Genomic DNA, 21,988 nt, shown 5'->3' with positions numbered 1-21,988 from the left:
ACAAACTTCACAAAGATGCTATTGTTTTTCATTATTCCCTTTTGGCAAAGTCAAAAACCCAGGATAGAGCGTCCTGAGTTACATGTTTTTCGTTTTGAGATGATGGATAATATTTGCTGTTTCTTCTACTGCTTTATTTGAAACATCTACAACCTGGCAGCCGATTCGATCCACGATCTTTTCGAAATATTCCAGTTCCTCTTTAATTCTGTTGATATTTGCATAGATGGCCTTGTCATTGAGGCCAAGCGATTTTAACCGTTCTTTTCTGATATGATTCAGTTTATCCGGACTAATCTTCAGGCCGATGCATTTTTTCGGGTCAACATTAAAGAGCTCTTCCGGCGGGTCAACCTCCGGAACAATCGGAACATTGGCAACCTTCAGCCGCTTGTGGGCAAGATATTGAGATAACGGTGTTTTAGAGGTTCTCGATACACCGATCAAAACGATATCAGCTTTTAAAATGCCTCGTGGGTCACGCCCATCATCGTATTTAACAGCAAATTCAATCGCTTCGACCTTTTTGAAATAATCTTCATCAAGCTGGCGGACCCGTCCCGGTTCATATTTCGCCGTTAAACCGTAGGCTGTTTCCATTTTATCAATTAACGGGCCGATAATATCATAATATAAAACATTTGCTTTTTCCGCTTCAGCAATCAAATATTCTCTTATTTCCGGCACCACAAGTGTAAAACAGATAATGCCTCCATCTGCTTTTGCAAGTGAAATCACTTCATTGATAGTGCCAATGTCTTCAACATAAGGAATTCTTCTTACATGTGTATCATCCGCTGATCCGTTAAATTGGCTTAATGCAGCTTTGACTACCAATTCGGCCGTTTCACCGACGGAATCTGATACAACATAGATGATGCGGTTATTCATATTATCCCCCCGTTAGTCTGCGCTCTTATAGGATTTCATTTTCTGATAAACTGACAAGTATTTTGGTCATATTCGTTTTCGTCACTCTGCCGATCACTTCATATCCTTTATCGGTATCTTTGATGACAGGCAGCGCATCGATTTGTTTTTCAATTAAGTGCTTTGCAATGTCCATCACATAATCCTCGCGTCTGCACACTGTAATATTCGGCATTCTAGTCATAATAATGTGCACAGGGACAGAAGTAAGCTCCTGCTGGCCGATGCTGGCTCGTAGTAAATCCTTTCGTGAAAGCACTCCGACTAAAACAGCATCACGGTCCACTACAAACAGAGTACCTACATCTTCTAAAAACATGGTGCAAATCGCATCATATACAGAAACGTTCTCGTGAATAACAACGGGGATAGATTGAAAGTCTTTCACCTGAAGCTTTTTCAGTTTATCTGCCAAAAGCTGCGTGCCGGTTTTTCCAGTATAGAAATAACCGACTCTCGGGCGCGCCTCAAGGAAACCTGACATGGTGAGTATGGCTAAATCCGGACGCAGTGTTGCTCTTGTTAAATTCAGCTGTTCGGCAATATGCTCCCCTGTAATCGGTCCGTTTTCTTTTACAATCTGCAAAATATGTTCTTGCCGTTTATTTAGTTCGATCGTACTCACCACCTTTTCACTTCGTATCTATGTAAAGAAATAATAAACCATATTATAACGTAAATGCTTTGTAATCAAACAAAAAAACTTTCAAATGGGGAAAAGACGATTACCGATCACACAGCAACCGCCTTTTCTTTCTTTATTTTACAATAAGGGCATTCATATTAGCAAAGGACTTGATCTGATCCGCCAAGCTTACCATTTGCGCTAATCGGTTTGCCTTTAATGTCTCGTTATCAGCAATAACCATCGTATGGTCGAAATAAGCATCAATCGGTTCCTTCAAGGCCGCAAGGGAAGTAAGTGCCGCCTCATAATCCTTTTTGCTGAAGCTTTCCTGCAGATTTTGTTTAGCAGTTTGATAAGCTTCGTACAGCTTCGCTTCGTATTCATTTTCGAATAAATCAGGCTGAATTTCCGCGCGAACTCCTTTTTTGCTGATAGAAATCACTCGGCCTAAAGCTTCTGCTGTTTCCTTAAAGCCTGGCGCACCCAGTTTTTGTTCCAGCACTTGTGCTTTGTGGAGCGCCGAATATGGCTCAAGCTCAGAGCTTTCCAGCACGGCATCTATTACATCATGTCTGATCTGCTCCGCATTTAAGACGTATTTTAGACGCTGAGTGAAGAAATCTAACAGTTCGGTTTCTTTTTCGGTTTGTACGAAAGTCAGCAGCTCTTCAAACGAAATGCCCCAGTTCCGGTCAAGCAGAATAGCGACAATCCCGCTCGCTTGGCGGCGCAAACCGTAAGGATCCTGTGAACCAGTCGGAATGACGCCAATAGAGAAGAAGGATGCGATTGTATCCAGCTTATCCGCCATGGCAACTACCGCCCCAGTGAAAGTGGAAGGCGTTTCTCCGCCTGCAGATCTAGGCATATAGTGTTCGTTGACAGCTGCGGCTACAGCATCATGTTCGCCAAGCATTCTCGCATACTTTTCACCCATAATTCCTTGAAGCTCAGGGAACTCATATATCATGTGTGTCACAAGGTCGAATTTAGAAATTTCAGCAGCACGTTTCACATGTTTTAATGTATCTTCATCAGCTTGAAGACGGACAGCAAGCTTCTCTGCGATCGCTGTTACTCTTCTTACCTTATCAGCAAGAGAGCCAAGCTCTTCATGGAACACAATGTTTTCAAGCTTCTTCACATTTTCATCAATGTTCAGTTTCTGGTCTTCCTTGTAGAAGAAGGAAGCATCTGACAAACGAGCACGCAGCACTTTTTCATTGCCTCGTGCGACATTTTCGATCGCGTGGCTGTTTCCGTTACGGACTGTGATAAAGTAAGGCAGCAAATCTCCGTTTTTGTCTTTAACAGGGAAATAGCGCTGATGCTCTTTCATTGTCGTTACAAGCACTTCCTCAGGAATGGACAGAAACTCAGATTCAAATGAGCCGTAAAGAGCCGTCGGATATTCTACTAAATGATTGACTTCATCAAGGAGATCCTCGTCAACCGGAATACTCCAATTGTTTTCTTCGGCCATTGCTTCCAGCTGCGATTGAATCATCTGTTTGCGAACATTTGGATCAGCAATAACATGCTGCTGTTTCAGCTGTTCTTCATAACTTGAAGGTGATTCAATAGACACTTCATGCCCCAGGAACCGGTGCCCCTGTGTCGTCCGGCCTGACTCAACATTTGTGATTGCAAACGGAATGACATCCTGGCCAAATAAAGCGACAATCCATTTAATCGGACGGATATAACGGAGATCTTCATTTCCCCATCTCATGTTTTTCGGGAAATGGAGGCTTGTAATTAAGCTGTTCAGTTCAGGCAGAAGCGTTTTGGTTTCTTGTCCTGCTTGGAATTTTTGCACAAAAACATATTCCGTGCCTTTTATTTCTTTCATGTACAAGTCTTCCACGCTGGCACCTTGGCCTTTTGAAAACCCAATCGCCGCTTTTGTCCAGTTGCCGTCAGCATCAAGGGCGATTTTTTTTGCAGGCCCTTTTGCTTCTTCTTTTATATCATCCTGCTTTTCTGCTACACCCTTTATGAAAACAGCAAGGCGTCTCGGTGTATTAAAAAGCTTCACTTCACCGTGTGCAATATTTTTTTCTACAAGCCAGCCTGTCAGCTTTTCACCAAGCTGAACCATGCTTTCATTCAAAAAGCGCGCCGGCATTTCCTCTAATCCGATCTCTAAAAGTAAATCCTGTTTACTCATGAGAAGAACCCTCCCCTTTAATCATTGGGAACCCTAGTTTTTCTCGTTCCTCATAATAGGTTTTTGCGACTTTTCTTGCTAAATTCCGCACTCTTCCGATATAGCCTGTCCGCTCTGTAACAGAGATTGCCCCTTTGGCGTCAAGAAGGTTGAATGTGTGCGAGCATTTAAGCACGTAGTCATATGCGGGATGCACAAGCCCGTTATCCATTTGCTTGATCGCTTCTTTTTCATACGTGCTGAATAATTGGAACAGCATATCAACATCAGATGTTTCAAATGTATAAACGGAATGCTCGTACTCAGCCATCATAAATAAATCTTTCACAGTAAACCCTGACGTCCACTCAAGATCAAATACATTTTCTTTATCCTGAATATAAGAGGCCAGACGCTCAATTCCGTATGTAATTTCCACGGAAACAGGCTTACACTCAAGTCCCCCAACCTGCTGGAAATACGTGAATTGTGTAATTTCCATTCCGTCAAGCCAAACTTCCCAGCCAAGACCCGCACAGCCTAAAGACGGATTCTCCCAGTTGTCCTCAACAAAACGGATGTCATGCTCAAGCGGATCAATTCCGAGAGCGCGCAAAGAGTCTAAATACAGCTCTTGAATGTTATCAGGTGATGGTTTAATGATGACCTGAAATTGATGATGCTGATAGAGTCTGTTCGGGTTTTCTCCGTATCGGCCGTCAGCTGGGCGTCTTGACGGCTCAACGTAAGCCACTTTCCACGGCTCAGGACCGATACTGCGCAAAAATGTATACGGGCTCATCGTGCCGGCCCCTTTTTCTACATCGTATGCCTGCATGAGCACACAGCCTTCATTAGACCAATGCTTCTGCAGGGTTAGAATCATGTCTTGAATATTCATTTCAAGCACCTCCACTTTTCTTTCATAAAATTGCTGCGGCAGCAACCAAAAAACTCCCGTCTCTATGCTTGCCAGCCGCAAACATAGGGACGAGAGTTCTCCCGCGGTTCCACCCTAGTTGCTGAGAACAAAATCCCAGCCTCTTTTTTAAAATTGCTCAAGAATGCCTTTCGTTGCGCGCTCATCCTTAGCTTACACCGTCCTAAGGTCGCTTTTATGAGGTAAACGCAAGTACTTCTTTCTCTCACTGCAACATATTTTATAATAAATGATCATATAAAAAGATGGGCCATATGTCAACTTTTGTTTTCACCCATAAGATGTTTCATGCTCTCCATTTGATCTAAAAAACGCTTCGATTTCAGATAAACCCCTGAATATTCTTCGTAGTACAAGTCAATAACTTGCTTTAATTCATTTTTCGTTTCCTGCTTTAAAGACACATTGCCAATCCTTGAAAGATCGAAGTAATAAAACAGTCTCAAAAGCCTTGCCGTTTGCGGCTTAATCGGCACCTTGTAAGGGTCTTTGTCAAAGCAGCGGTGGCAAATAAAACCGTTATCGCGAACAGAAAAATGGAATGTCCCATCATGGCTTTTACAATGCACACAGTGATTAAGCTCAGGATACAGTCCCATCACAGCAAGCATCTTCATTTGAACAATGAAGGTAATAACATCCGGGTCTGTTCCTTCGTCAAGCTGTTTAAAGGATTCTAAAATAAATTCAAACAAATAGGGATTTGGTTTTTTTTCTTCTGTGCCTTTGTCAACGAGCTCAGCAATAAAAGCTGCATATGCAGTTAAAAACAAATCCTCTCTGATGCCTCTCATGCTGAGGATCATTTCACCCTGCTGAAGGGTTCCGAGGCCTGTTGTTTTCTGCATTAAGAATGAACCATACAAAAAGGGCTGGCTGACTGCTGATAAACGGCTGTTCGGTTTTTTGGCTCCTCTGGCCATAACACCTATTTTTCCGTGTTCTCTTGTCAGTAAAGTAACAATTTTATTCGTCTCTCCGTAATCATTGGTACGAAGAACGATTCCTTCACATTTTGTCAGCATTTCCGCACCTTCCTAAAACAGGAGCGGTCAAGAGGTCTATAAAATTGGAAAATCAAATCGGGCTAGCTCATCTTCTAGTTCTTCGGGTCTTTCCATGTTCTCTTTTTCCAGTTCTTTAAAAAGAAGATACGTATCAACATTTCCTGTTTGAGAAAATACGTTCCAGGTAAAATTCAACACAAGAAACCCACCTTTCTGTAGTTAAACTAGCTTACCTAAACTCCAAATTCTTACCTTTATCTTGACCAGATGTCCTCCATTTCATGTTAAACAAAATTTGCTAATGTATCCCTGTTCATGTGAGATAATGACACAGCAAGAGATTAATATTCATCCTCTTTAAAGCCGAAGTCGCGAAGCTGGGACATTTTGTTACGCCAGTCTTTCTGCACTTTTACCCACAATTCAAGATAGACGCGAGAACCTAAGAGGGCCTCGATATCCGCTCTCGCTCTTTTTCCGACTTCTTTCAGCAGGCTGCCTTTTTTCCCGATGACAATGCCTTTTTGAGAATCCCGTTCGACCACAATTGTTGCCGCCACGTGCACGGATCCGTTGTCCTGCCCTTTAATCGATTCGATGCTTACCGCAATGCTGTGCGGGATCTCTTCCCTTGTCAGATGCAGCACCTTTTCCCTGATCAACTCAGAAATGATAAAGCGTTCCGGATGATCGGTCACCTGGTCACTCGGATAAAACTGCGGACCTTCAGGCAAATATGCTTCAATCTGCGCCAGCAATGTTTCAATGTTATTTCCCTCTAATGCAGAGATCGGAACAATTTCCTTAAAAGGATATCGCCTGCGGTATTCGTCAATTAGCAGAAGCAATTGATCAGGATGGATCTTGTCAATTTTGTTTACGATTAAGAAAACAGGTGTCGAGGTATTCTGCAATTTCTCAATAATGAACTCGTCGCCCTTGCCATAGCCTTCCTCAGCATTGATCATAAATAAGATCAAATCGACTTCTTTTAATGTATTTTGCGCCACTTTCATCATAAAGTCTCCAAGCTTATGCTTAGGCTTATGAATTCCTGGTGTGTCAATAAAAATCGTTTGTGATGTGCCTGTCGTTAATACCCCTTGCACCTTATTTCTTGTTGTTTGGGGTTTATCACTCATGATCGCGATTTTTTGGCCGATCACTCTGTTCAAAAAAGTAGACTTTCCTACGTTTGGTCTTCCGATAATGGATACAAATCCTGATTTAAAGCTTTCGTTCGTCATGTAAATCCTCCGATGAAAATGCGCCTGGCAATAATTCTTCTGCAGTCATTTCTTGTATTTGTCCTTGTAAATTGGTCAGCACGATAATAACGTCCTTTGTGCAGAGCTCAGAAATCACCTGCCGGCAGGCTCCGCACGGTGATACTGGGCCCGGGGTGTCAGCAGCTACTGCCAGCATCTGAAACTCAGTATCGCCTTCAGAAACAGCTTTAAACAAAGCGGTACGCTCAGCGCAGTTGCACATGCTGTATGCCGCATTCTCTATATTGCAGCCTCTGTACACTTTTCCATCTTTGGTAAGAAGAGCGGCTCCTACTTTAAACTTGGAATACGGTGCATATGCCATGTCACGCGCTTTTAAAGCTTCTGTTATCAATTTCTGTCTGTTCATGTGTACATGTTCCTCTCTTACCTATAATGGTACCGCTATCACTTTATATTTTACATAATGGCGCTCCTTTTTTCACGCCCATTTCTAAAAATGTAAAATAAATGTAAGAATTTTCAGCCATACAGCTTTGGCAAAAAAATAAGTAAACCAATAATACACGAAATCACGGCAAAAACGCAAACAGCCCCGGCAGCAGCGTCCTTAGCCGCCTTAGCAAGCGGGTGATGTTTATCTGTTACTAAATCAACCGTGTGTTCAATAGCTGTATTTAAAAGCTCCAGTGAAAGCATTCCGCCAATCAAAAGAAAAATAATAGCCCACTCTGTCAGGCTGAGATTAACGAGAAAACCGCAAATGATAACGGCGCAGGCAGCCGCGGCATGAAATTGAAAATTCCGCTCCGTCCGCGCCGTTCTCCATATGCCCCGCCCTGCGTGCACGAAGCTCATTAGGAATCGCTTCAGCTCATTTCTATGATCTCTTGAGTCCATAGGCGTCCAGCAAATCCTTTTGCTTAGTAAACATCTCCTCTTCTTCCTCTTTCGTCATATGGTCATATCCTAAAAGATGCAGGAATCCATGTACCGCTAGAAAGCCAAGCTCTCTCTTGAAAGAATGGTTATATTCTTCAGCCTGCTCTCTTGTACGATCTGCACTGATGATAATATCACCTAGAACCGGCGGCATTTCAGCACCGACAATTTCAACTTCGTTTTCTCCCTCTTCTTCAAGAGCAAAAGAGATGACGTCTGTCGGCGTATCCTTTCCCCGATACTCTTTATTGATCTGCTGAATGTCTTCATTGGTAACGATCGTGACAGAAACCTCAGCCTGGTCCTGAACTCCTTCGCGCTCAGCGGCAAATTGAAGCAGATTTTCTACTTCTTTAAGCATCTCTTCAGAGACACTTCCGGTTTCATCTACGATATCAATCAATAAACTCATCTATTTCACCTTCTTAGTAGCCTCCGGATATTCAATCCGGGAGTGGAAAATTCCTTTTAATGTTGCACAAAGCGTTTTTGCAATTGTATCAAGCTCTTTAAATGTCAAATCGCATTCACTAAACTGTCCGTCCTGAAGCTTATCGGATATAATGCCCCTGACAAGCTTTTCAATTCGTTCAGGATTTGGATTATGCATCGATCTGACAGCCGCTTCGACACTGTCTGCCACTGATATAATCGCGGCTTCTTTTGACTGCGGCTTCGGTCCCGGGTAACGGAATTCTTCCTCTGTAATCTGATCGCCTTTTTCTTTCGCTTTATAATAAAAGAACTTCAAAAGAGAGGTCCCGTGGTGCTGCTCAGCAATATCCACAAGCTCCTTTGGAAATTTATAGCTCCTCAGCATATTCGCCCCGTCAGTGGTATGCGAAATAATGATATTTTTACTGAGCTGCGGAGAAAGCTTATCATGCGGATTGTCAATATTCATTTGATTTTCAATAAAATATTGCGGCCGCTTTGTTTTTCCGAGGTCGTGATAATACGCACCGACTCTTGCAAGCAAACCATTTGCCCCTACCGCCTCGCAGGCGGCCTCTGACAAATTGGCGACCATGACGCTGTGGTGATATGTACCTGGTGTTTCTGTCAGTATTTTTCGAAGCAGCGGATGGTTAGGGTTGGACAGCTCGATCAGCCTCATTGTGGACAAAATGCCGAAACCTGTCTCAAAAAACGGCATAAGTCCGATAATTAATACGGAGGAAGCAAAACCCGACACAACCCCCATCAGCATGAGCGTCCCGATTTCCAAGCCTGACAGCGCGGTGTTTTGAATCAATAATAGAGATAGAACCACAATCATATTGATAAACGCCACAAAAAGCCCGGTCTGCAAAATTTTTGATCTGCCATTGTGTTTTCCTAAAAACAAAACACCGGAAATACCGCTGATCAAATAATAAATACCAATGACATAATTAAATGTTCCTGTCACACCTTGATTAAACATCATACTTCCGCAAATCGCAAGAATGATACTTCCTAAAATAGCGATCCGTTCATTCATCAGCAGCTTGATTAAGATTGCACCGGCCGCAATGGGAACAAGATAGCCAATATTGTTATATTCCATCTTTTGAAATAAACTGACAACCTCCATAATAACAAGCAAAAGCGTTGTAATAATGGAGAATAATAGGATCGACTTGTTTTTGAATTTCAGATTTTGATTCTGTTTTTCGAAATAGTAAACGAGTGTAGCAATGAAAAGCCCGATCATAATCAAAAGGCCGCTAATCGGTTTGAACAAATTGGAGTTATTTAACAATCCGGTCAGCTCAAGTTTTCTGTACACTTCCCGATCAATGAGGTCATTTTCTTCCACGAGCACCTGCCCCTGTTTGATCTGAACCTGCTGAACATTGTCTGACGCTTCCTGGCGTTTTGCCTCTGTTGCTTTTGGATCGAAGACGTAATTCGGAATAATGGCGTAACGCCCGATTTCCGTGGCGGCTCCTAAATATTTAGACGGGATAGAATTACTCTTCAGTTCTTTTTGCACTTTATCTTTTGCTTCAGATAATTTATCCGACGGGATTTCACTGCTCATCACTGAGTTTACTGCTGTTATGACAGTATCTCTGACAAATGAAAAATCTTCATGGTCCGCCTTCAGCAAAGTCTTGATGGCATCCTCTGATATAGAATCATTCACATCTGACGTCAGCTTATTTTTCACCGACTTAATCATTGTTTTTTCTGATGGTGAACTGCTGTCTTCTTCTGCTGATTTTTTCACTTCACTGATACTGTCGAATATCGATGACACAAGATCAATTCGATTGTCTGTATAATCTTTCTTTAAGGTATATTGATCTTCGACCGCATCCTCAGCAGCTTGCTTTTTTTCCTCTGTCGCTTTTTGATCTTCCACGGTTGCCGGAGCATAAATGGTCTTGTCGCTGACTGAAAACAGGTCTAAATCAAGCGTTTCCGGCTTCACATGTACAAAAAGCAATGCGAACATAATCGCAGCCAGCAGAAGATACAGCAGTACATGCATGGAGCGGGCATTTTTAAAGCCGCGCCAATTTTTTGAGCCGCTTTTGGTCTTCCCCTTCTTTTTCAACACAAGAACCTCCTCTAGAAAATCAAGCTGATAAGCAAAAATGACCCGATAACGCGCGATCGGGTCATTCAGGATTAATTTTGCTTATCGTATGCTTCAATAATTTTCGCAACAAGCGGATGTCTGACCACGTCTGTCTGGTCCAGTTCAATCACAGAAATGCCGTCGATTTCTTTCAGCATCTCTCTCGCTACTGCAAGTCCCGATTTGACGCCTTTCGGCAGATCAATTTGGCTAACGTCACCTGTAATGATCATTTTAGAGCCAAAACCCAGTCTCGTCAAAAACATTTTCATTTGGGCAGGCGTAGTGTTCTGTGCTTCATCAAGTATAACATAGGCATCATCAAGTGTCCGGCCTCTCATATAAGCGAGCGGAGCGATTTCAATGACTCCTCTTTCCAGCAGACGTTCTGTATGATCTGTTCCAAGCACATCATGAAGAGCGTCATACAGCGGGCGCAAATAAGGATCTACTTTCTCTTTCAGGTCACCTGGTAAAAAACCGAGGCTTTCACCGGCTTCTACCGCAGGTCTTGTTAAAATGATTTTTTTAATATGTCCGTTTTTCAATGCGTGGACTGCTTTTACGACAGCAAGGTACGTTTTTCCAGTTCCTGCCGGGCCAATGCCAAATACAAGATCATCTCGTTTCATGGCGGCTACGTATTCCCGCTGTCCCATGGTTTTCACACGGATCGATTTGCCTTTTGCGTTTTTTGTAATTTCTTCTTCGTACATGCTTTCAAAATATTCAAGTTCATTCTTTTTTGCCATCTTGATGGCGGAAATCACATCACGTTCAGAGATCTCTATCCCCTTGCGAATTAATGCGAGAAGTGATCCCAGCAGCCTGTCGGCAATCTGAAACGATTCTTCATCGCCTGAAATATAAATCGTTTCGCCTCGCGTAATGATATTTACATCCAGATCTTTCTCCATCAGTGTCAAAAAAGAATCTTGATTCCCGAACAGTGAAAGCGCTTCGTCCGGGCTTTTCAGTTTTTGATTCATCGCAAGTAAATGTTCTGTCATTCTTCAGTCTCCCTGACAATAGGTGTGGTTTGAACGATATCTTCTATAACTTGGTAGAGAATAATCAACTTTACTTTACCATTCTCGACTGTCTGGTGCAAAACTTTTTCACTTTTCACCTCGCCGTCCTCGCCTATTTTACTCTCTACATCCCGTTTACCCATTTTGATTCCTTCTTGAACTGCTTCTTCTTTCGTATATTTTCGCAAAGCCTCTTCACTTTCTCTCGTTTGCTCTTTGATATAAGAAACAGGGAGCTCCAAACCGAGAAAATGAAGCGAATGCTTCTCTTGTTCTGTTTTTGGATGTTTTAATTCTTCTTTTTTAAGCGTTATCCCCCAGATTGGGAAAGCCCATGAGCCAAAAGAAAGCTTGTGCTTTGTCCTTACTTTGCCCGTATAGACGTTAAATAATGTTTCAAGGGGCACCGTTACTTCAGATCTGTACCAGGTCTCGCCGTAAATTTCAGCTTTAGAGGCGACTTCCTGCTGCTCATCTTCGCTTCCGATTAAGCCGGAGACAAGCATTTGCCCCTTTTCCACATGATCATGGATTGCGGCCATGGGCTGGCCTTTCTGGACAAACATTCTTGTAATGGTTGCTTTCTTTTTGGCGACAATGTGGCGCGGACTGACATACTTTTCTTTTTCAGGCTCATTTTTCTCCACAACTTTCATGTGGATGGTCGTGCCTTTCAAATCGACTCCGACCCAAGTGATATTGTCTATTCCGTTGGTTAACGATTTTTGTATTTTTTCGGGAGACTGCATTAAAAATTGCAATCGCCCTTTTTTGACGCCGATTTCCTTCAAATGCTGCATCATTTGGTGCTCCGTTTCAGGCTTTGCACCAGTCACTTCAATTTTCCACACCATATTGGAGAGCAAAAACAATAGGATAAAAAAAAGCGCAAAACCAATGGTAAAACCTAAATTCAGTTTGGATTTCAGCAATAAGAACGGGAAACCTTTTCGATTGATAAAACGGGCTTTACAGTCAAATTCTCTTCTGACACGCCGAAAGGCATGTACATCCTGAAGCTGTATATATAACAAGACGGCTTCTTTCTTTTTTTTCAGATGAAAGATTGGAATCCCTCTTCTTGTGCATTCATTAAGGAGCCGTTCAATGCCTCGTCCCGTCACTTCAAGCTGGACCTTACCACCAAAAAAAGACAGCCATTTATTTTTCACAACATTTCCCCCTCGGCTTTATGACTCAACATATCGAACGACATCAATCGTACCCTCCAAAAGTATTTCTTCCGGAAGAATCGCTTTGATAACAAAGTTTTTTCCTGATATGATGCACTGGCCCTGCTTCAGCATCAGCCTCACTTCATTCTCACTGAACAGCAGAAGGCCTCTGTGGTTTTCTATGTAGATATGAAGTCTGCCGACCATTGTGATCCGCGGCAGATCCATCATAACGTCCGGGGGAATTTCCAATGCTCTTGTCAGCCAAGCTTTTAAACGATTCTTTCTTTGCCCCATACAAAAAGAACCCCCTTTCATCTCATATGTATGATTTGAAAGAGGGTTCTAACACTTAATTTTTGCGGGCTGCTCGCATTGTGTGATGAGGTTTTTTTGCCCTTGGCGGACCGAATACCTCGCCTAAGACAATGCCTTGCACCACAGTGTCTTTATTGACCTGAAGCAGTTTTTGCTTGGTATACACAGCTTTATGTTTGGCGGCAGTAAGATCCCGCTCAAGCCCTTTCAGGTTTCTTTCCGTTTCCTTCCGTCTGTCTTCAGCTTCTTGTCTCATCTGTTCCAAGCGGTTTGGAATAGGTGCTGGCGTTTCTTCAGCTGATTGTTTATTTTGAACAGAAGCAGGTTTCATTGTCTGCGGCTTTTTTCTTTTTTGATTTTGATTGTTTTTTTCTTCTTCTTTTTTCACTTTGCCGAAAATCGTGGAAATAATTCCGATAATCGCTGCAATAACAAGCGGATTCGTCAGTATATCTTCCATCACTATTCTCCCTTCTGCATAGAGAGATTATGATTTGCGGTCTTCATCCGATTGGTCTTTCGTTAATTTACCGAATGAATCACGCATATCTGTGTCTGCATCAATGTTTTTAATATTCATGTAGTCCATGACGCCGATATTTCCTTCGCGCAGGGCTTCGGCCATCGCAAGCGGCACTTCCGCTTCGGCTTCAACCACTTTAGCTCGCATTTCTTCTACACGTGCGCGCATTTCCTGTTCTTGAGCAACAGCCATTGCACGGCGTTCTTCGGCTTTGGCCTGTGCAATATTTTTGTCGGCCTCTGCCTGATCCGTCTGCAAGATCGCCCCGATGTTTTTACCAATGTCAACATCAGCAATATCAATCGAAAGAATTTCAAAGGCGGTTCCTGAATCCAGGCCTTTACCGAGAACCGTTTGAGAAATCATATCAGGGTTCTCCAGCACTTTTTTGTGATTTTCGGATGAACCGATTGTAGAGACGATCCCTTCGCCTACACGGGCTACAATCGTTTCCTCACCCGCACCCCCGACGAGGCGGTCGATATTGGCTCTTACTGTAATTCTCGCTTTCGCCTTCACTTCAATTCCGTCCATAGCAACACCTGCAATAAACGGTGTTTCAATGACCTTCGGATTAACGCTCATTTGCACGGCTTCCAATACATCACGGCCGGCAAGGTCGATGGCTGCACAGCGTTCAAATGTAAGCTCAATATTAGCACGCTGAGCCGCGATAAGTGCGTTAACGACTCTATCTACATTCCCTCCGGCAAGATAGTGGCTTTCAAGCTGGTTTGTTCCAACGTCGAGTCCCGCTTTATGCGCTTTAATCAGCGGATTAACCACCCGGTTCGGTATGACGCGGCGAAGCCTCATCCCTATTAGAGTGAAAATGCTGATTTTAACTCCAGCTGCTAAAGCTGAAATCCAGAGCATAACAGGTACAAATGTAAAAAATACAGCTAAGACAATGATCCCTACTACGACAATAGCCAGTATCATTAATGTTGATGGGTCCATGCTACTTCTCCTCGTTTCTGTTTAAATTTCTCTCACGACAATGCGCGAGCCTTCCACTTTGATTACTTTTACTTTTTTATCTTTCTCTGTAAATAATCCTTCAGATACCACATCAAGACGTTCGTCATCGATAATGACGGTTCCCGCGGGACGCAGCGGCGTAAAGGTCACACCCTCCTTGCCGATTAAGTCCGTTCGCGTTTGGTTTGATACATAACCGCTCTCTGTATTTGTAGAATCATTTAATATAAATTTCTTAAAGAATTTCATACGCTTTCCCAACACCCTTGTCAGTAAAATGAAAGCTGTAATGGAAACAGCTGAGGCGATCAAGAGAGAAACCGCCATGACTGTGAAGCTTCCCGCGGCCAAAAATAAGCTCGCAACAATTGCTCCCAAGCCAAGTAAACCAATGATTCCTCCGGGGAGGAATATCTCCATCAGGATCAGAATCACCCCTGCTATAAAGAGGAGAACCGTTTCATATCCGGCAAGACCCGTTGCAAGATGTCCGTAAAAAAACAGGATCAATGCGATAAATCCTGCTGTTCCAGGCAGACCGACACCAGGAGAAAAAAGCTCAACAGTAAGACCTAAAAAGGCAATTGTCAATAAAATAGGAACAACAATCGGACTGGTCAGCCACCTTGCTGCCTTTTCTGCAAAGCTTTCCTCAGCATAGCTGATATGTGCATCTTCGTATCCAAGCTTCTTCACAAGCGCGGAAAGATTGTTAACTGTTCCTTCTGAATAGCCTACGTCAACAGCTTTTTCCGCATTCAGCGTAAGCAGATCTCCCTTCGGCGCGCCCGCTTCTCTTGCATCTACATCAGGGTCTGCCATGGCACGCGCATATTTTGGATCACGGTTGTTTTTTGCTGCAGCATCTTCCAGCTCCGCAAGCCAGAATGATTCAGCTTTTTTGTCAGCAGCATTGCCTTTACCGTCTATGATCGCCGCAGCTCCCATCTTTCCTCCGGGCGCCATATAAATGGCGTCAGCCTGTAACGCGATATATGCACCAGCAGACAATGCCCGTTTGTTTACATAAGCAGTTATCGGGATATCCGTTTCGTTGATCGTGTCCGCTATATCAATAGCTGATTTTACCAGTCCTCCCGGTGTGTTAATATCAAGAATAATATGGTTTGCATGCTGAGCCTCTGCATCTTGTAGCGAACGCGACAAAAACGAGGCGAGACCCTGTTCGACATTTTTTTCAACGGGAATGACGTAGACGGTTTGTTTTTCTGCTTTTGTATGCAGCTGAACTCCTAATAATGATAGTAGAAATATGCTCAAAAGAGCCGCTCGGAATCCTTTTGTTTGAAGCAAGGGCGATGTATCCCTCCTTCCTCGTATATTAAGTACCTTCTCTTCATACGTAACAAATGTATCAAAGGTTTCATTTTTTTATGTATAAAAAAAAGACATCTCTCTTAGAAAGATGTCCTTTTCTTTGCCATTTAAGACAGTTGACTGCTCACAAGCTTATTAATTAAACTTCCGTCAGCTTTACCTTTTACTTTAGGCATAATTGCCCCCATCACTTTGCCCATGTCCGCTTTTGAGCTCGCACCGACCTCCGCAATGGTTTCATTTACGATTGTACGCAGCTCTTCTTCTGATAGCTGCTGTGGTAAATAAACTTCTAAAATGTCCAGCTCTTTTTGAACTTTATCTACTAAATCTAAACGATTAGCGTTTGAAAATTCCTGGAGGGAGTCTTTACGTTGCTTAAGTTCACGAGAAAGGACAGTGAGTTCCTCATCCTCGGTCAAACTGTCTTTCTTAAGCTTAATTGCTTCGTTTTGAAGTGAAGCCTTAACCATTCGAACGACAGTCAGTTTGTCTTTCTCACGGCTTTTCATATATAGCTTCATATCTTGGTTAAGTCGCTCAAGAAGACTCATAAATCCACCCTCTTTTAGAATTTGCGTTTTCTAGCAGCTTCAGACTTTTTCTTGCGCTTTACGCTAGGTTTTTCATAAAATTCGCGCTTTCTTGCTTCTTGCAAAGTACCTGTCTTTGATACACTGCGTTTGAAGCGACGAAGAGCATCTTCAAGCGATTCGTTTTTTCTAACGACCGTTTTTGACATTCTCTTTCCCTCCCTCCGAATACACCAATCGACTACCTTTAAGTTACACATATAAACATGTACTTTGACATTATAATATAAGCCTTCAGTCAGGTCAACTAAGTGAGTTCACTTTTCCGTCATGAGCGGGACTGCCTGTCTATATAATGATAGAAAGGGGTTGGTGAATAAAATGTTGCTTCTGATTAGTTTTACTGCTCTTATATTATTCTTTCTCGCAGGAATGAACATGCTTCGGAAAGGTTTAATTTCGCTGACGTATTCAAAAATTGAAGAGCAGCTGCTGATTTTTACGGATCATCCATTAAAAGCATTCCTCATCAGTATTGTTTTTACAGGATTTCTCCAAAGCAGCTCCGCCTTTATGGTAATTGTCATCGGATTTGTAAGTGCGGGGGCCCTTTCTTTCAAACGGACAATACCGATGATCCTTGGAACAAATGTCGGATCTACCTTTACAACCGAATTTCTTGCAATCAAAATGGATGTGTTGATTTGGATTCTATTGATTGGCGGTTTGCTGTTTTTTCTGACGGGCAGGTATCCGTTCAAACAGCTGGGAACAAGCTTCCTCGGACTCGGAATTATCTTTTTTTGCATCAGCGGCTTCAGCCGTCTTGCAGAACCGCTTACTCAGCTGAAAACAGGTGCAGGGATTCTTCATCATGTAAACGACTCAAACTGGTCTGCTTTGCTTATCGGCATGGTGTTAACTGCAATCATTCACTCAAGTTCTGTCTGCATCGGCATTTTAATGAGCTTTATGAATGAAGGCGTTATTGGACTGACACAGGCAATGAGCGTTGTGCTTGGATCAAACATCGGGACATGCATTACAGCTGTCATGGCTGCTGTATCCGGCGGATATGCCGCAAAACAGACAGCGTGCGCCCATGTTTTGTTTAACATAATCGGCGTAGCAATTGTATTCCCGTTTTTGGCGGCAGCTACCGGCTTTGTTGAACAGCTCTCGGCAGACCCTGCCCAAAGAATCGCCCATTTCAGCCTGCTATTTAATGTCGTATCAGCTCTTTTGTTTTTACCGCTTACCAACTTGTTCTACAGCTTTATTAAACTGCTTATCCCAACTAAAAACTGAACATAAAAAACCGGCACATTCAGATGCACCGGTTTTTCAGATTAAGAAGACATACGCATTTGTTCTGTTATGTCATCCTCAACAATACGGACAAACTGTCCTTCATTGTATGGATAGCCTGCTTTTAGTATTTTTACTTTCACGATTTTGCCGATCATGTCTTCCGTACCTTTGAAAACAACTTTCATGTAGTTGTCTGTGTAGCCGACATACATGTTTTCTTCATCTGATTCTTTAAATGCTTCCTCAGGGATAATTTCAAGGACTTCATTTTCATAATCAGAGGCATATTCCTTCGCAAGCTGGTCAGAAAGTGCAATCAGGCGGTGTACACGTTCGTTTTTGACGTTTTCATCCACTTGGTCTTCCATCCGCGCAGCTGGCGTTCCCGTACGTTTGCTATAAGGGAAAACATGCAGTTCAGAGAATCTGTTTTCTTTGATAAAGTTATAGGTTTCCATAAATTCTTCTTCTGTTTCACCAGGGAAGCCTACAATGACATCGGAGGTTACGGCTAAGCCCGGAAGTGCTTTTTTCAGCTTATTTAAACGGTCAGCGAAAAATTCCATAGTGTATTTGCGTCTCATCCGTTTAAGCACTGTGTTTGATCCGGATTGAATCGGAATGTGCAAATGGCGCACAATCTTATCTGAACGGTCTAAAACTTCAATTACTTCGTCTGTGATCTGGCTTGCCTCGATGGACGAAATTCTGATCCGTTTCACACCTTGAACACGGGCGTCAAGTTCTCTCAAAAGCTTGGCAAAGTTGTAATCTTTCATATCTTCACCGTAGCCGCCTGTATGAATACCAGTAAGTACGATTTCTTTATAACCCGCATCAACAAGCTGCTGTGCTTGTTTAATAACTTCCTCCGGGTCACGTGAACGGAGAAGTCCGCGCGCCCACGGAATGATACAGAACGTGCAGAAGTTATTGCAGCCTTCCTGTATTTTTAATGACGCTCTTGTCCGGTCTGTAAAAGCCGGTACATCAAGCTCTTCATATACTCTAGCTTTCATAATGTTGCTGACGCCATTGATCGGCTGACGCTCTTCACGATATTGAGCGATGTAGCCGAGCATTTTTTCACGATCCTGAGTTCCGACTACAATGTCAACACCCGGGATTGCCATAATCTCAGCTGGCGAGGTTTGCGCATAACAGCCTGTGACGCAGATGACGCCGTCAGGATTTTGACGAATGGCGCGTCTGATCACTTGGCGGCTTTTTTTATCTCCCGTATTTGTTACCGTACATGTATTAATGACATATACGTCAGCTGTTTGTTCAAAGTCTCTTCTTTCATAGCCCGCATCTTTGAAAAGCTGCCAGATTGCTTCTGTTTCATAATGATTGACTTTGCAGCCAAGCGTATGGAACGCAACAGTTGCCATTATTGATCACCTCTTAATAACTCTGTATGATAAGAAATTGCGCTCAGCGCGTATAGCGGAGCGGTTTCTGTTCTTAAAATTCTCGGTCCGAGGCCGCACGGAACAGCGTTTTTCGCCGTGAGCCGCTCAACCTCCGCTTCTGTTAAACCGCCTTCGGGACCGAATACGATCAAAAGGGATGATCCTTTCGGAAGGCTGCTTACAACTGCGCTGAACGAGCTTGTTTCTCCTTGCTTCGATGACTCTTCGTATGCAACGACACATTTATCGAAATTCTGCACCTTTTCAAGAAGCTGCTGAAAGGAATGGATATCCAGCACTTGCGGCACTTCGTTTCGGTACGATTGCTCCGCCGCTTCCTTCGCAATTTTTGTCCATCTTTCCCGCTTTTTCTTAGCTTTCTTGTCATCCAGCTTGACAACAGAGCGTGCGGCTTGCAGAGGAATAAAGGCATGAGCTCCCAGCTCAGTCCCCTTTTGGATAATCCATTCAAGTTTATCCCCTTTCGGGAGGCCGCTTGCAATATAAACCTTTATCGGAAGCTCTCTGTTTTCATTCGTCCATTCTATCATAAGACAGGACACTTTTTCTTTGGTAACAGATTGAAGTTCACATTTTGCTTCGAAGCCATCCTGAGAACAGCAGATAATCTCGTCTCCCTCGTTCATTCTCATGACATTTACAATATGATGAACATCTTCTCCGGTAATTGAAATAGCCGGCGCTTCCTCCATTTGCTGCTTCGTGAGCTCGATAAAATATCGTTGCATACGCTGTGACACCTACTAACTGTTATTTTTTTGCAATAATGCTGACCCAATCTTCCATTGAGAGGATTTCCACAATGGTAAAACCAGCCTGTTCCAATGCTTCTTTTACCTCTTGCTTTTTTTGGCCGATAATTCCTGAAGTAATAAAGTGCCCGCCGTCTTTCAGCAGATGATAAGCCTGTGAAGTAAAACGAAGGATGACTTCAGCCAAAATGTTGGCAACGATCACATCATGTTCTCCTGAAATCCCGTCTAACAAATTATTTTGTTTGACTTGAGCTATATCGCTAACCTTGTTTAACTTCAAATTGAGACGTGCGCTTTCTACAGCAACGGGATCAAGATCATAGGCATGAACCGATTCAGCCTCAAGCATTGCAGCCGCAATACTTAAAATCCCGGAGCCTGTGCCTACATCAATCACCTTATCACCCTTTTGCACAAAGCGTTCAAGCGCCTGAATACAAAGTACGGTTGTCGGGTGTGTGCCTGTTCCGAATGCCATTCCCGGGTCCATTTCAATAATCAGCTCATCCGTATGTACCGGCGTATATTCCTCCCACGTCGGCACAATCGTAAACTTTTCAGAAATTTTCACAGGGTGGTAATACTTTTTCCAAGCAGTCGCCCATTCCTCTTCGTTCACTTCGGAAATGGTGATATGGTTTCTGCCCAAATCAATATCATAAAGAAGCAGATTATTAATTGTTTCTTTAATGCCCTCTACCGTTTCTCCAAGAAAGCTGTTGACCGGCAGATACGCTTTGACAATGACACCCTCGTTCGGATAATCATTGGGGTCGAGCTGGTAGATTTCCCCGTACACATTCTCACGTTCTTTAATTAAATCAAGCGGGTCCTCTATCACAACCCCACTCGCACCAGCTTCATGCAAAATATTTGAGATAGGTTCGACCGCTTCATGTGTTGTGTGAATGCTTAATTCGGACCATTTCAAAACTACCAACTCCTCATCCAATAATTAATCGCCTTTAAACGCGCGTTTTACCTTATCAAAGAAACTCATTTCCTGTTCATCAGGCAGGTTTCCGCTGACTTCGGCAAATTCGCGGATAATATCTTTTTGTTTATCTGTCAAGTTTGTCGGAGTGACAACGCGGACGACGATATGCTGGTCACCCTGTCCATAGCCTCTGACATTTTGAACGCCTTTGCCTCTTAATCTGAATTTTGTTCCTGTTTGTGTACCGGCAGGGATTTTCAATTTCACTTTCCCGTGAAGCGTCGGAACTTCCACTTCATCTCCAAGCGCGGCTTGAGCAAACGTTAACGGCATTTCACAGTAAATATCATCTCCGTCGCGCTCAAAGAATTCGTGGGCGCGCACGTGGAATACGACAAATAAATCCCCGGCAGGGCCGCCGTTTACGCCTGGTTCACCCTGTCCTGAGAGACGCAGCTGCTGCCCGTCATCTACACCGGCAGGAATTGTGACGTTGATTTTTTTGCGTTTTTTGATTTTTCCTTTGCCGCCGCAATCCGCACATTTGTTTTTAATGATTTTACCTGTACCTTCGCAGTGGTGGCAGACTCGTCTGTTGACAACTTTACCAAACGGCGTGTTTTGCTCCACATTTAGCTGACCGGAGCCTCCGCAGTGTGAGCACGTTTCCGGATTTGTACCAGGTTTCGCCCCTGAGCCTTTACATGTATCACACGTTTCCTCACGTGGAATCTCGATGGTCGTTTCTTTTCCGAAAACGGCATCCTCAAATGACAAAGTCATCGTATATTGCAGATCCGCCCCTTGACGCGGTGCATTCGGATCTCTTCGTCTAGTGCCGCCGCCGAAAATACTTGAGAAAATATCATCGAAACCAAAACCGCCGAAGTCGCCGCCGCCAAAACCGCCGCCGAAGCCTTGGTTAGGATCAGTATGGCCAAATTGGTCGTAATGAGACCGTTTTTGGTCATCAGACAGCGTTTCGTATGCTTCTTTGACTTCTTTAAACTTTTCATCTGATCCGGCTTCTTTGTTAATGTCAGGATGATATTTTTTTGACAGCTTTCGATAAGCCTTTTTTATTTCATCCTTTGAAGCGCTCTTACTTACACCCAGCACTTCATAGTAATCACGCTTACTCATCTACTTCACTCTCCCGAATTTCTCACATAAATTAGATTGTATCATTTTGAATTATGATTTTTCAATTCCTTTTATCCCGGGCAAGAAAAAAAGTCAAAGCCAAGAGATGCCTG

The 21,988-nt window shown here is 43.2% G+C and carries 24 protein-coding genes; 1 reads left to right on the top strand and 23 read right to left on the bottom strand.

What is annotated here, in order from left to right; all coding sequences use genetic code 11:
* Positions 1–78: 78 nt before the first annotated feature.
* The 19 genes from KXD37_RS02810 to rpsU all read right to left on the bottom strand — a co-directional run bounded on the left by KXD37_RS02810 (position 79) and on the right by rpsU (position 16,502).
* Positions 79–891 carry a pyruvate, water dikinase regulatory protein gene (locus tag KXD37_RS02810; RefSeq protein ID WP_003237056.1) on the bottom strand — a complete coding sequence of 271 codons (813 nt, stop codon included), beginning with the start codon at positions 889–891 and terminating at the stop codon, positions 79–81.
* 25 nt (positions 892–916) lie between these two features.
* Positions 917–1,555: a transcriptional regulator CcpN gene (gene ccpN / locus KXD37_RS02805; RefSeq protein WP_024122084.1), complete on the bottom strand. Its 639-nt coding sequence runs from the start codon at positions 1,553–1,555 to the stop codon at positions 917–919.
* A 133-nt stretch (positions 1,556–1,688) separates the two neighbouring features.
* The gene (glyS, locus tag KXD37_RS02800) at positions 1,689–3,728 is read right to left on the bottom strand and encodes a glycine--tRNA ligase subunit beta (protein ID WP_263463230.1); all 2,040 of its coding nucleotides are present in this window, start codon (positions 3,726–3,728) and stop codon (positions 1,689–1,691) included.
* Positions 3,721–4,608 (bottom strand): glycine--tRNA ligase subunit alpha, encoded by an 888-nt coding sequence (gene glyQ, locus KXD37_RS02795; protein WP_106020343.1) that lies wholly within the window; start codon positions 4,606–4,608, stop codon positions 3,721–3,723. The genes glyS and glyQ overlap by 8 nt, the downstream gene beginning before the upstream one ends.
* A 296-nt stretch (positions 4,609–4,904) precedes the next feature.
* The gene (gene recO / locus KXD37_RS02790) at positions 4,905–5,672 is read right to left on the bottom strand and encodes a DNA repair protein RecO (RefSeq protein WP_106020116.1); all 768 of its coding nucleotides are present in this window, start codon (positions 5,670–5,672) and stop codon (positions 4,905–4,907) included.
* A 36-nt stretch (positions 5,673–5,708) separates the two neighbouring features.
* Positions 5,709–5,852 carry a YqzL family protein gene (locus KXD37_RS02785; protein WP_024122087.1) on the bottom strand — a complete coding sequence of 48 codons (144 nt, stop codon included), beginning with the start codon at positions 5,850–5,852 and terminating at the stop codon, positions 5,709–5,711.
* Positions 5,853–5,995: 143 nt separating this feature from the next.
* Positions 5,996–6,901, bottom strand: a complete 906-nt coding sequence (era, locus tag KXD37_RS02780; protein WP_101864543.1) for a GTPase Era — start codon at positions 6,899–6,901, stop codon at positions 5,996–5,998.
* Complete coding sequence (gene cdd / locus KXD37_RS02775) at positions 6,882–7,292, bottom strand: cytidine deaminase (RefSeq protein ID WP_024122088.1); 411 nt, start codon at positions 7,290–7,292, stop codon at positions 6,882–6,884. The genes era and cdd overlap by 20 nt, the downstream gene beginning before the upstream one ends.
* 113 nt (positions 7,293–7,405) lie before the next feature.
* Positions 7,406–7,783, bottom strand: a complete 378-nt coding sequence (locus KXD37_RS02770) for a diacylglycerol kinase family protein (RefSeq protein ID WP_101864544.1) — start codon at positions 7,781–7,783, stop codon at positions 7,406–7,408.
* Positions 7,764–8,237: an rRNA maturation RNase YbeY gene (gene ybeY / locus KXD37_RS02765; protein ID WP_105953589.1), complete on the bottom strand. Its 474-nt coding sequence runs from the start codon at positions 8,235–8,237 to the stop codon at positions 7,764–7,766. Before ybeY ends, KXD37_RS02770 begins: the two co-directional genes overlap by 20 nt.
* Positions 8,238–10,373 (bottom strand): cyclic-di-AMP phosphodiesterase PgpH, encoded by a 2,136-nt coding sequence (pgpH, locus tag KXD37_RS02760; protein WP_106020117.1) that lies wholly within the window; start codon positions 10,371–10,373, stop codon positions 8,238–8,240.
* 71 nt (positions 10,374–10,444) lie between these two features.
* Complete coding sequence (locus KXD37_RS02755) at positions 10,445–11,404, bottom strand: PhoH family protein (RefSeq protein WP_024122091.1); 960 nt, start codon at positions 11,402–11,404, stop codon at positions 10,445–10,447.
* Entirely contained in the window at positions 11,401–12,597 is a 1,197-nt protein-coding gene (gene yqfD / locus KXD37_RS02750) for a sporulation protein YqfD (protein ID WP_024122092.1), read from the bottom strand. The genes KXD37_RS02755 and yqfD overlap by 4 nt, the downstream gene beginning before the upstream one ends.
* Before the next feature lie 18 nt (positions 12,598–12,615).
* The gene (gene yqfC, locus KXD37_RS02745) at positions 12,616–12,897 is read right to left on the bottom strand and encodes a sporulation protein YqfC (RefSeq protein WP_024122093.1); all 282 of its coding nucleotides are present in this window, start codon (positions 12,895–12,897) and stop codon (positions 12,616–12,618) included.
* Between the two features lie 55 nt (positions 12,898–12,952).
* Complete coding sequence (locus KXD37_RS02740; protein ID WP_044154508.1) at positions 12,953–13,378, bottom strand: hypothetical protein; 426 nt, start codon at positions 13,376–13,378, stop codon at positions 12,953–12,955.
* 27 nt (positions 13,379–13,405) lie between these two features.
* On the bottom strand, positions 13,406–14,401 hold the full coding sequence (gene floA / locus KXD37_RS02735; protein WP_024122095.1) for a flotillin-like protein FloA: 996 nt from the start codon (positions 14,399–14,401) through the stop codon (positions 13,406–13,408).
* A 21-nt stretch (positions 14,402–14,422) separates the two neighbouring features.
* Positions 14,423–15,736, bottom strand: a complete 1,314-nt coding sequence (locus KXD37_RS02730; protein ID WP_059293575.1) for an NfeD family protein — start codon at positions 15,734–15,736, stop codon at positions 14,423–14,425.
* Positions 15,737–15,867: 131 nt separating this feature from the next.
* Positions 15,868–16,314, bottom strand: coding sequence for a GatB/YqeY domain-containing protein (locus KXD37_RS02725; RefSeq protein ID WP_010334989.1), 447 nt, complete (start codon positions 16,312–16,314; stop codon positions 15,868–15,870).
* A gap of 14 nt (positions 16,315–16,328) precedes the next feature.
* Positions 16,329–16,502: a 30S ribosomal protein S21 gene (rpsU, locus tag KXD37_RS02720; protein ID WP_003152957.1), complete on the bottom strand. Its 174-nt coding sequence runs from the start codon at positions 16,500–16,502 to the stop codon at positions 16,329–16,331.
* 172 nt (positions 16,503–16,674) lie between these two features.
* Between rpsU and KXD37_RS02715 the strand changes: the two genes are divergently transcribed.
* Positions 16,675–17,601, top strand: coding sequence for a Na/Pi symporter (locus KXD37_RS02715; protein ID WP_263463229.1), 927 nt, complete (start codon positions 16,675–16,677; stop codon positions 17,599–17,601).
* Between the two features lie 41 nt (positions 17,602–17,642).
* Here the strand turns inward: KXD37_RS02715 and mtaB are convergent, their stop codons facing one another.
* From mtaB to dnaJ, 4 genes are read right to left on the bottom strand one after another with little or no spacing between them, the layout of a single operon-like run.
* Complete coding sequence (gene mtaB, locus KXD37_RS02710; RefSeq protein WP_127696755.1) at positions 17,643–18,998, bottom strand: tRNA (N(6)-L-threonylcarbamoyladenosine(37)-C(2))-methylthiotransferase MtaB; 1,356 nt, start codon at positions 18,996–18,998, stop codon at positions 17,643–17,645.
* Positions 18,998–19,768 carry a 16S rRNA (uracil(1498)-N(3))-methyltransferase gene (locus KXD37_RS02705; protein ID WP_103672287.1) on the bottom strand — a complete coding sequence of 257 codons (771 nt, stop codon included), beginning with the start codon at positions 19,766–19,768 and terminating at the stop codon, positions 18,998–19,000. Before KXD37_RS02705 ends, mtaB begins: the two co-directional genes overlap by 1 nt.
* 22 nt (positions 19,769–19,790) lie before the next feature.
* The gene (gene prmA / locus KXD37_RS02700; RefSeq protein ID WP_106020120.1) at positions 19,791–20,726 is read right to left on the bottom strand and encodes a 50S ribosomal protein L11 methyltransferase; all 936 of its coding nucleotides are present in this window, start codon (positions 20,724–20,726) and stop codon (positions 19,791–19,793) included.
* 24 nt (positions 20,727–20,750) lie between these two features.
* A complete protein-coding gene (dnaJ, locus tag KXD37_RS02695) occupies positions 20,751–21,875 on the bottom strand; it encodes a molecular chaperone DnaJ (RefSeq protein WP_059335442.1) in 1,125 nt (374 codons plus the stop codon).
* Positions 21,876–21,988 lie beyond the last annotated feature (113 nt).

The sequence above is a fragment of the Bacillus sp. XT-2 genome, from assembly GCF_025696525.1.
Lineage (GTDB): Bacteria > Bacillota > Bacilli > Bacillales > Bacillaceae > Bacillus > Bacillus halotolerans.
Note: the sequence above shows the minus strand (reverse complement) of the source record. Positions and strands in the feature narration are given on the sequence as shown.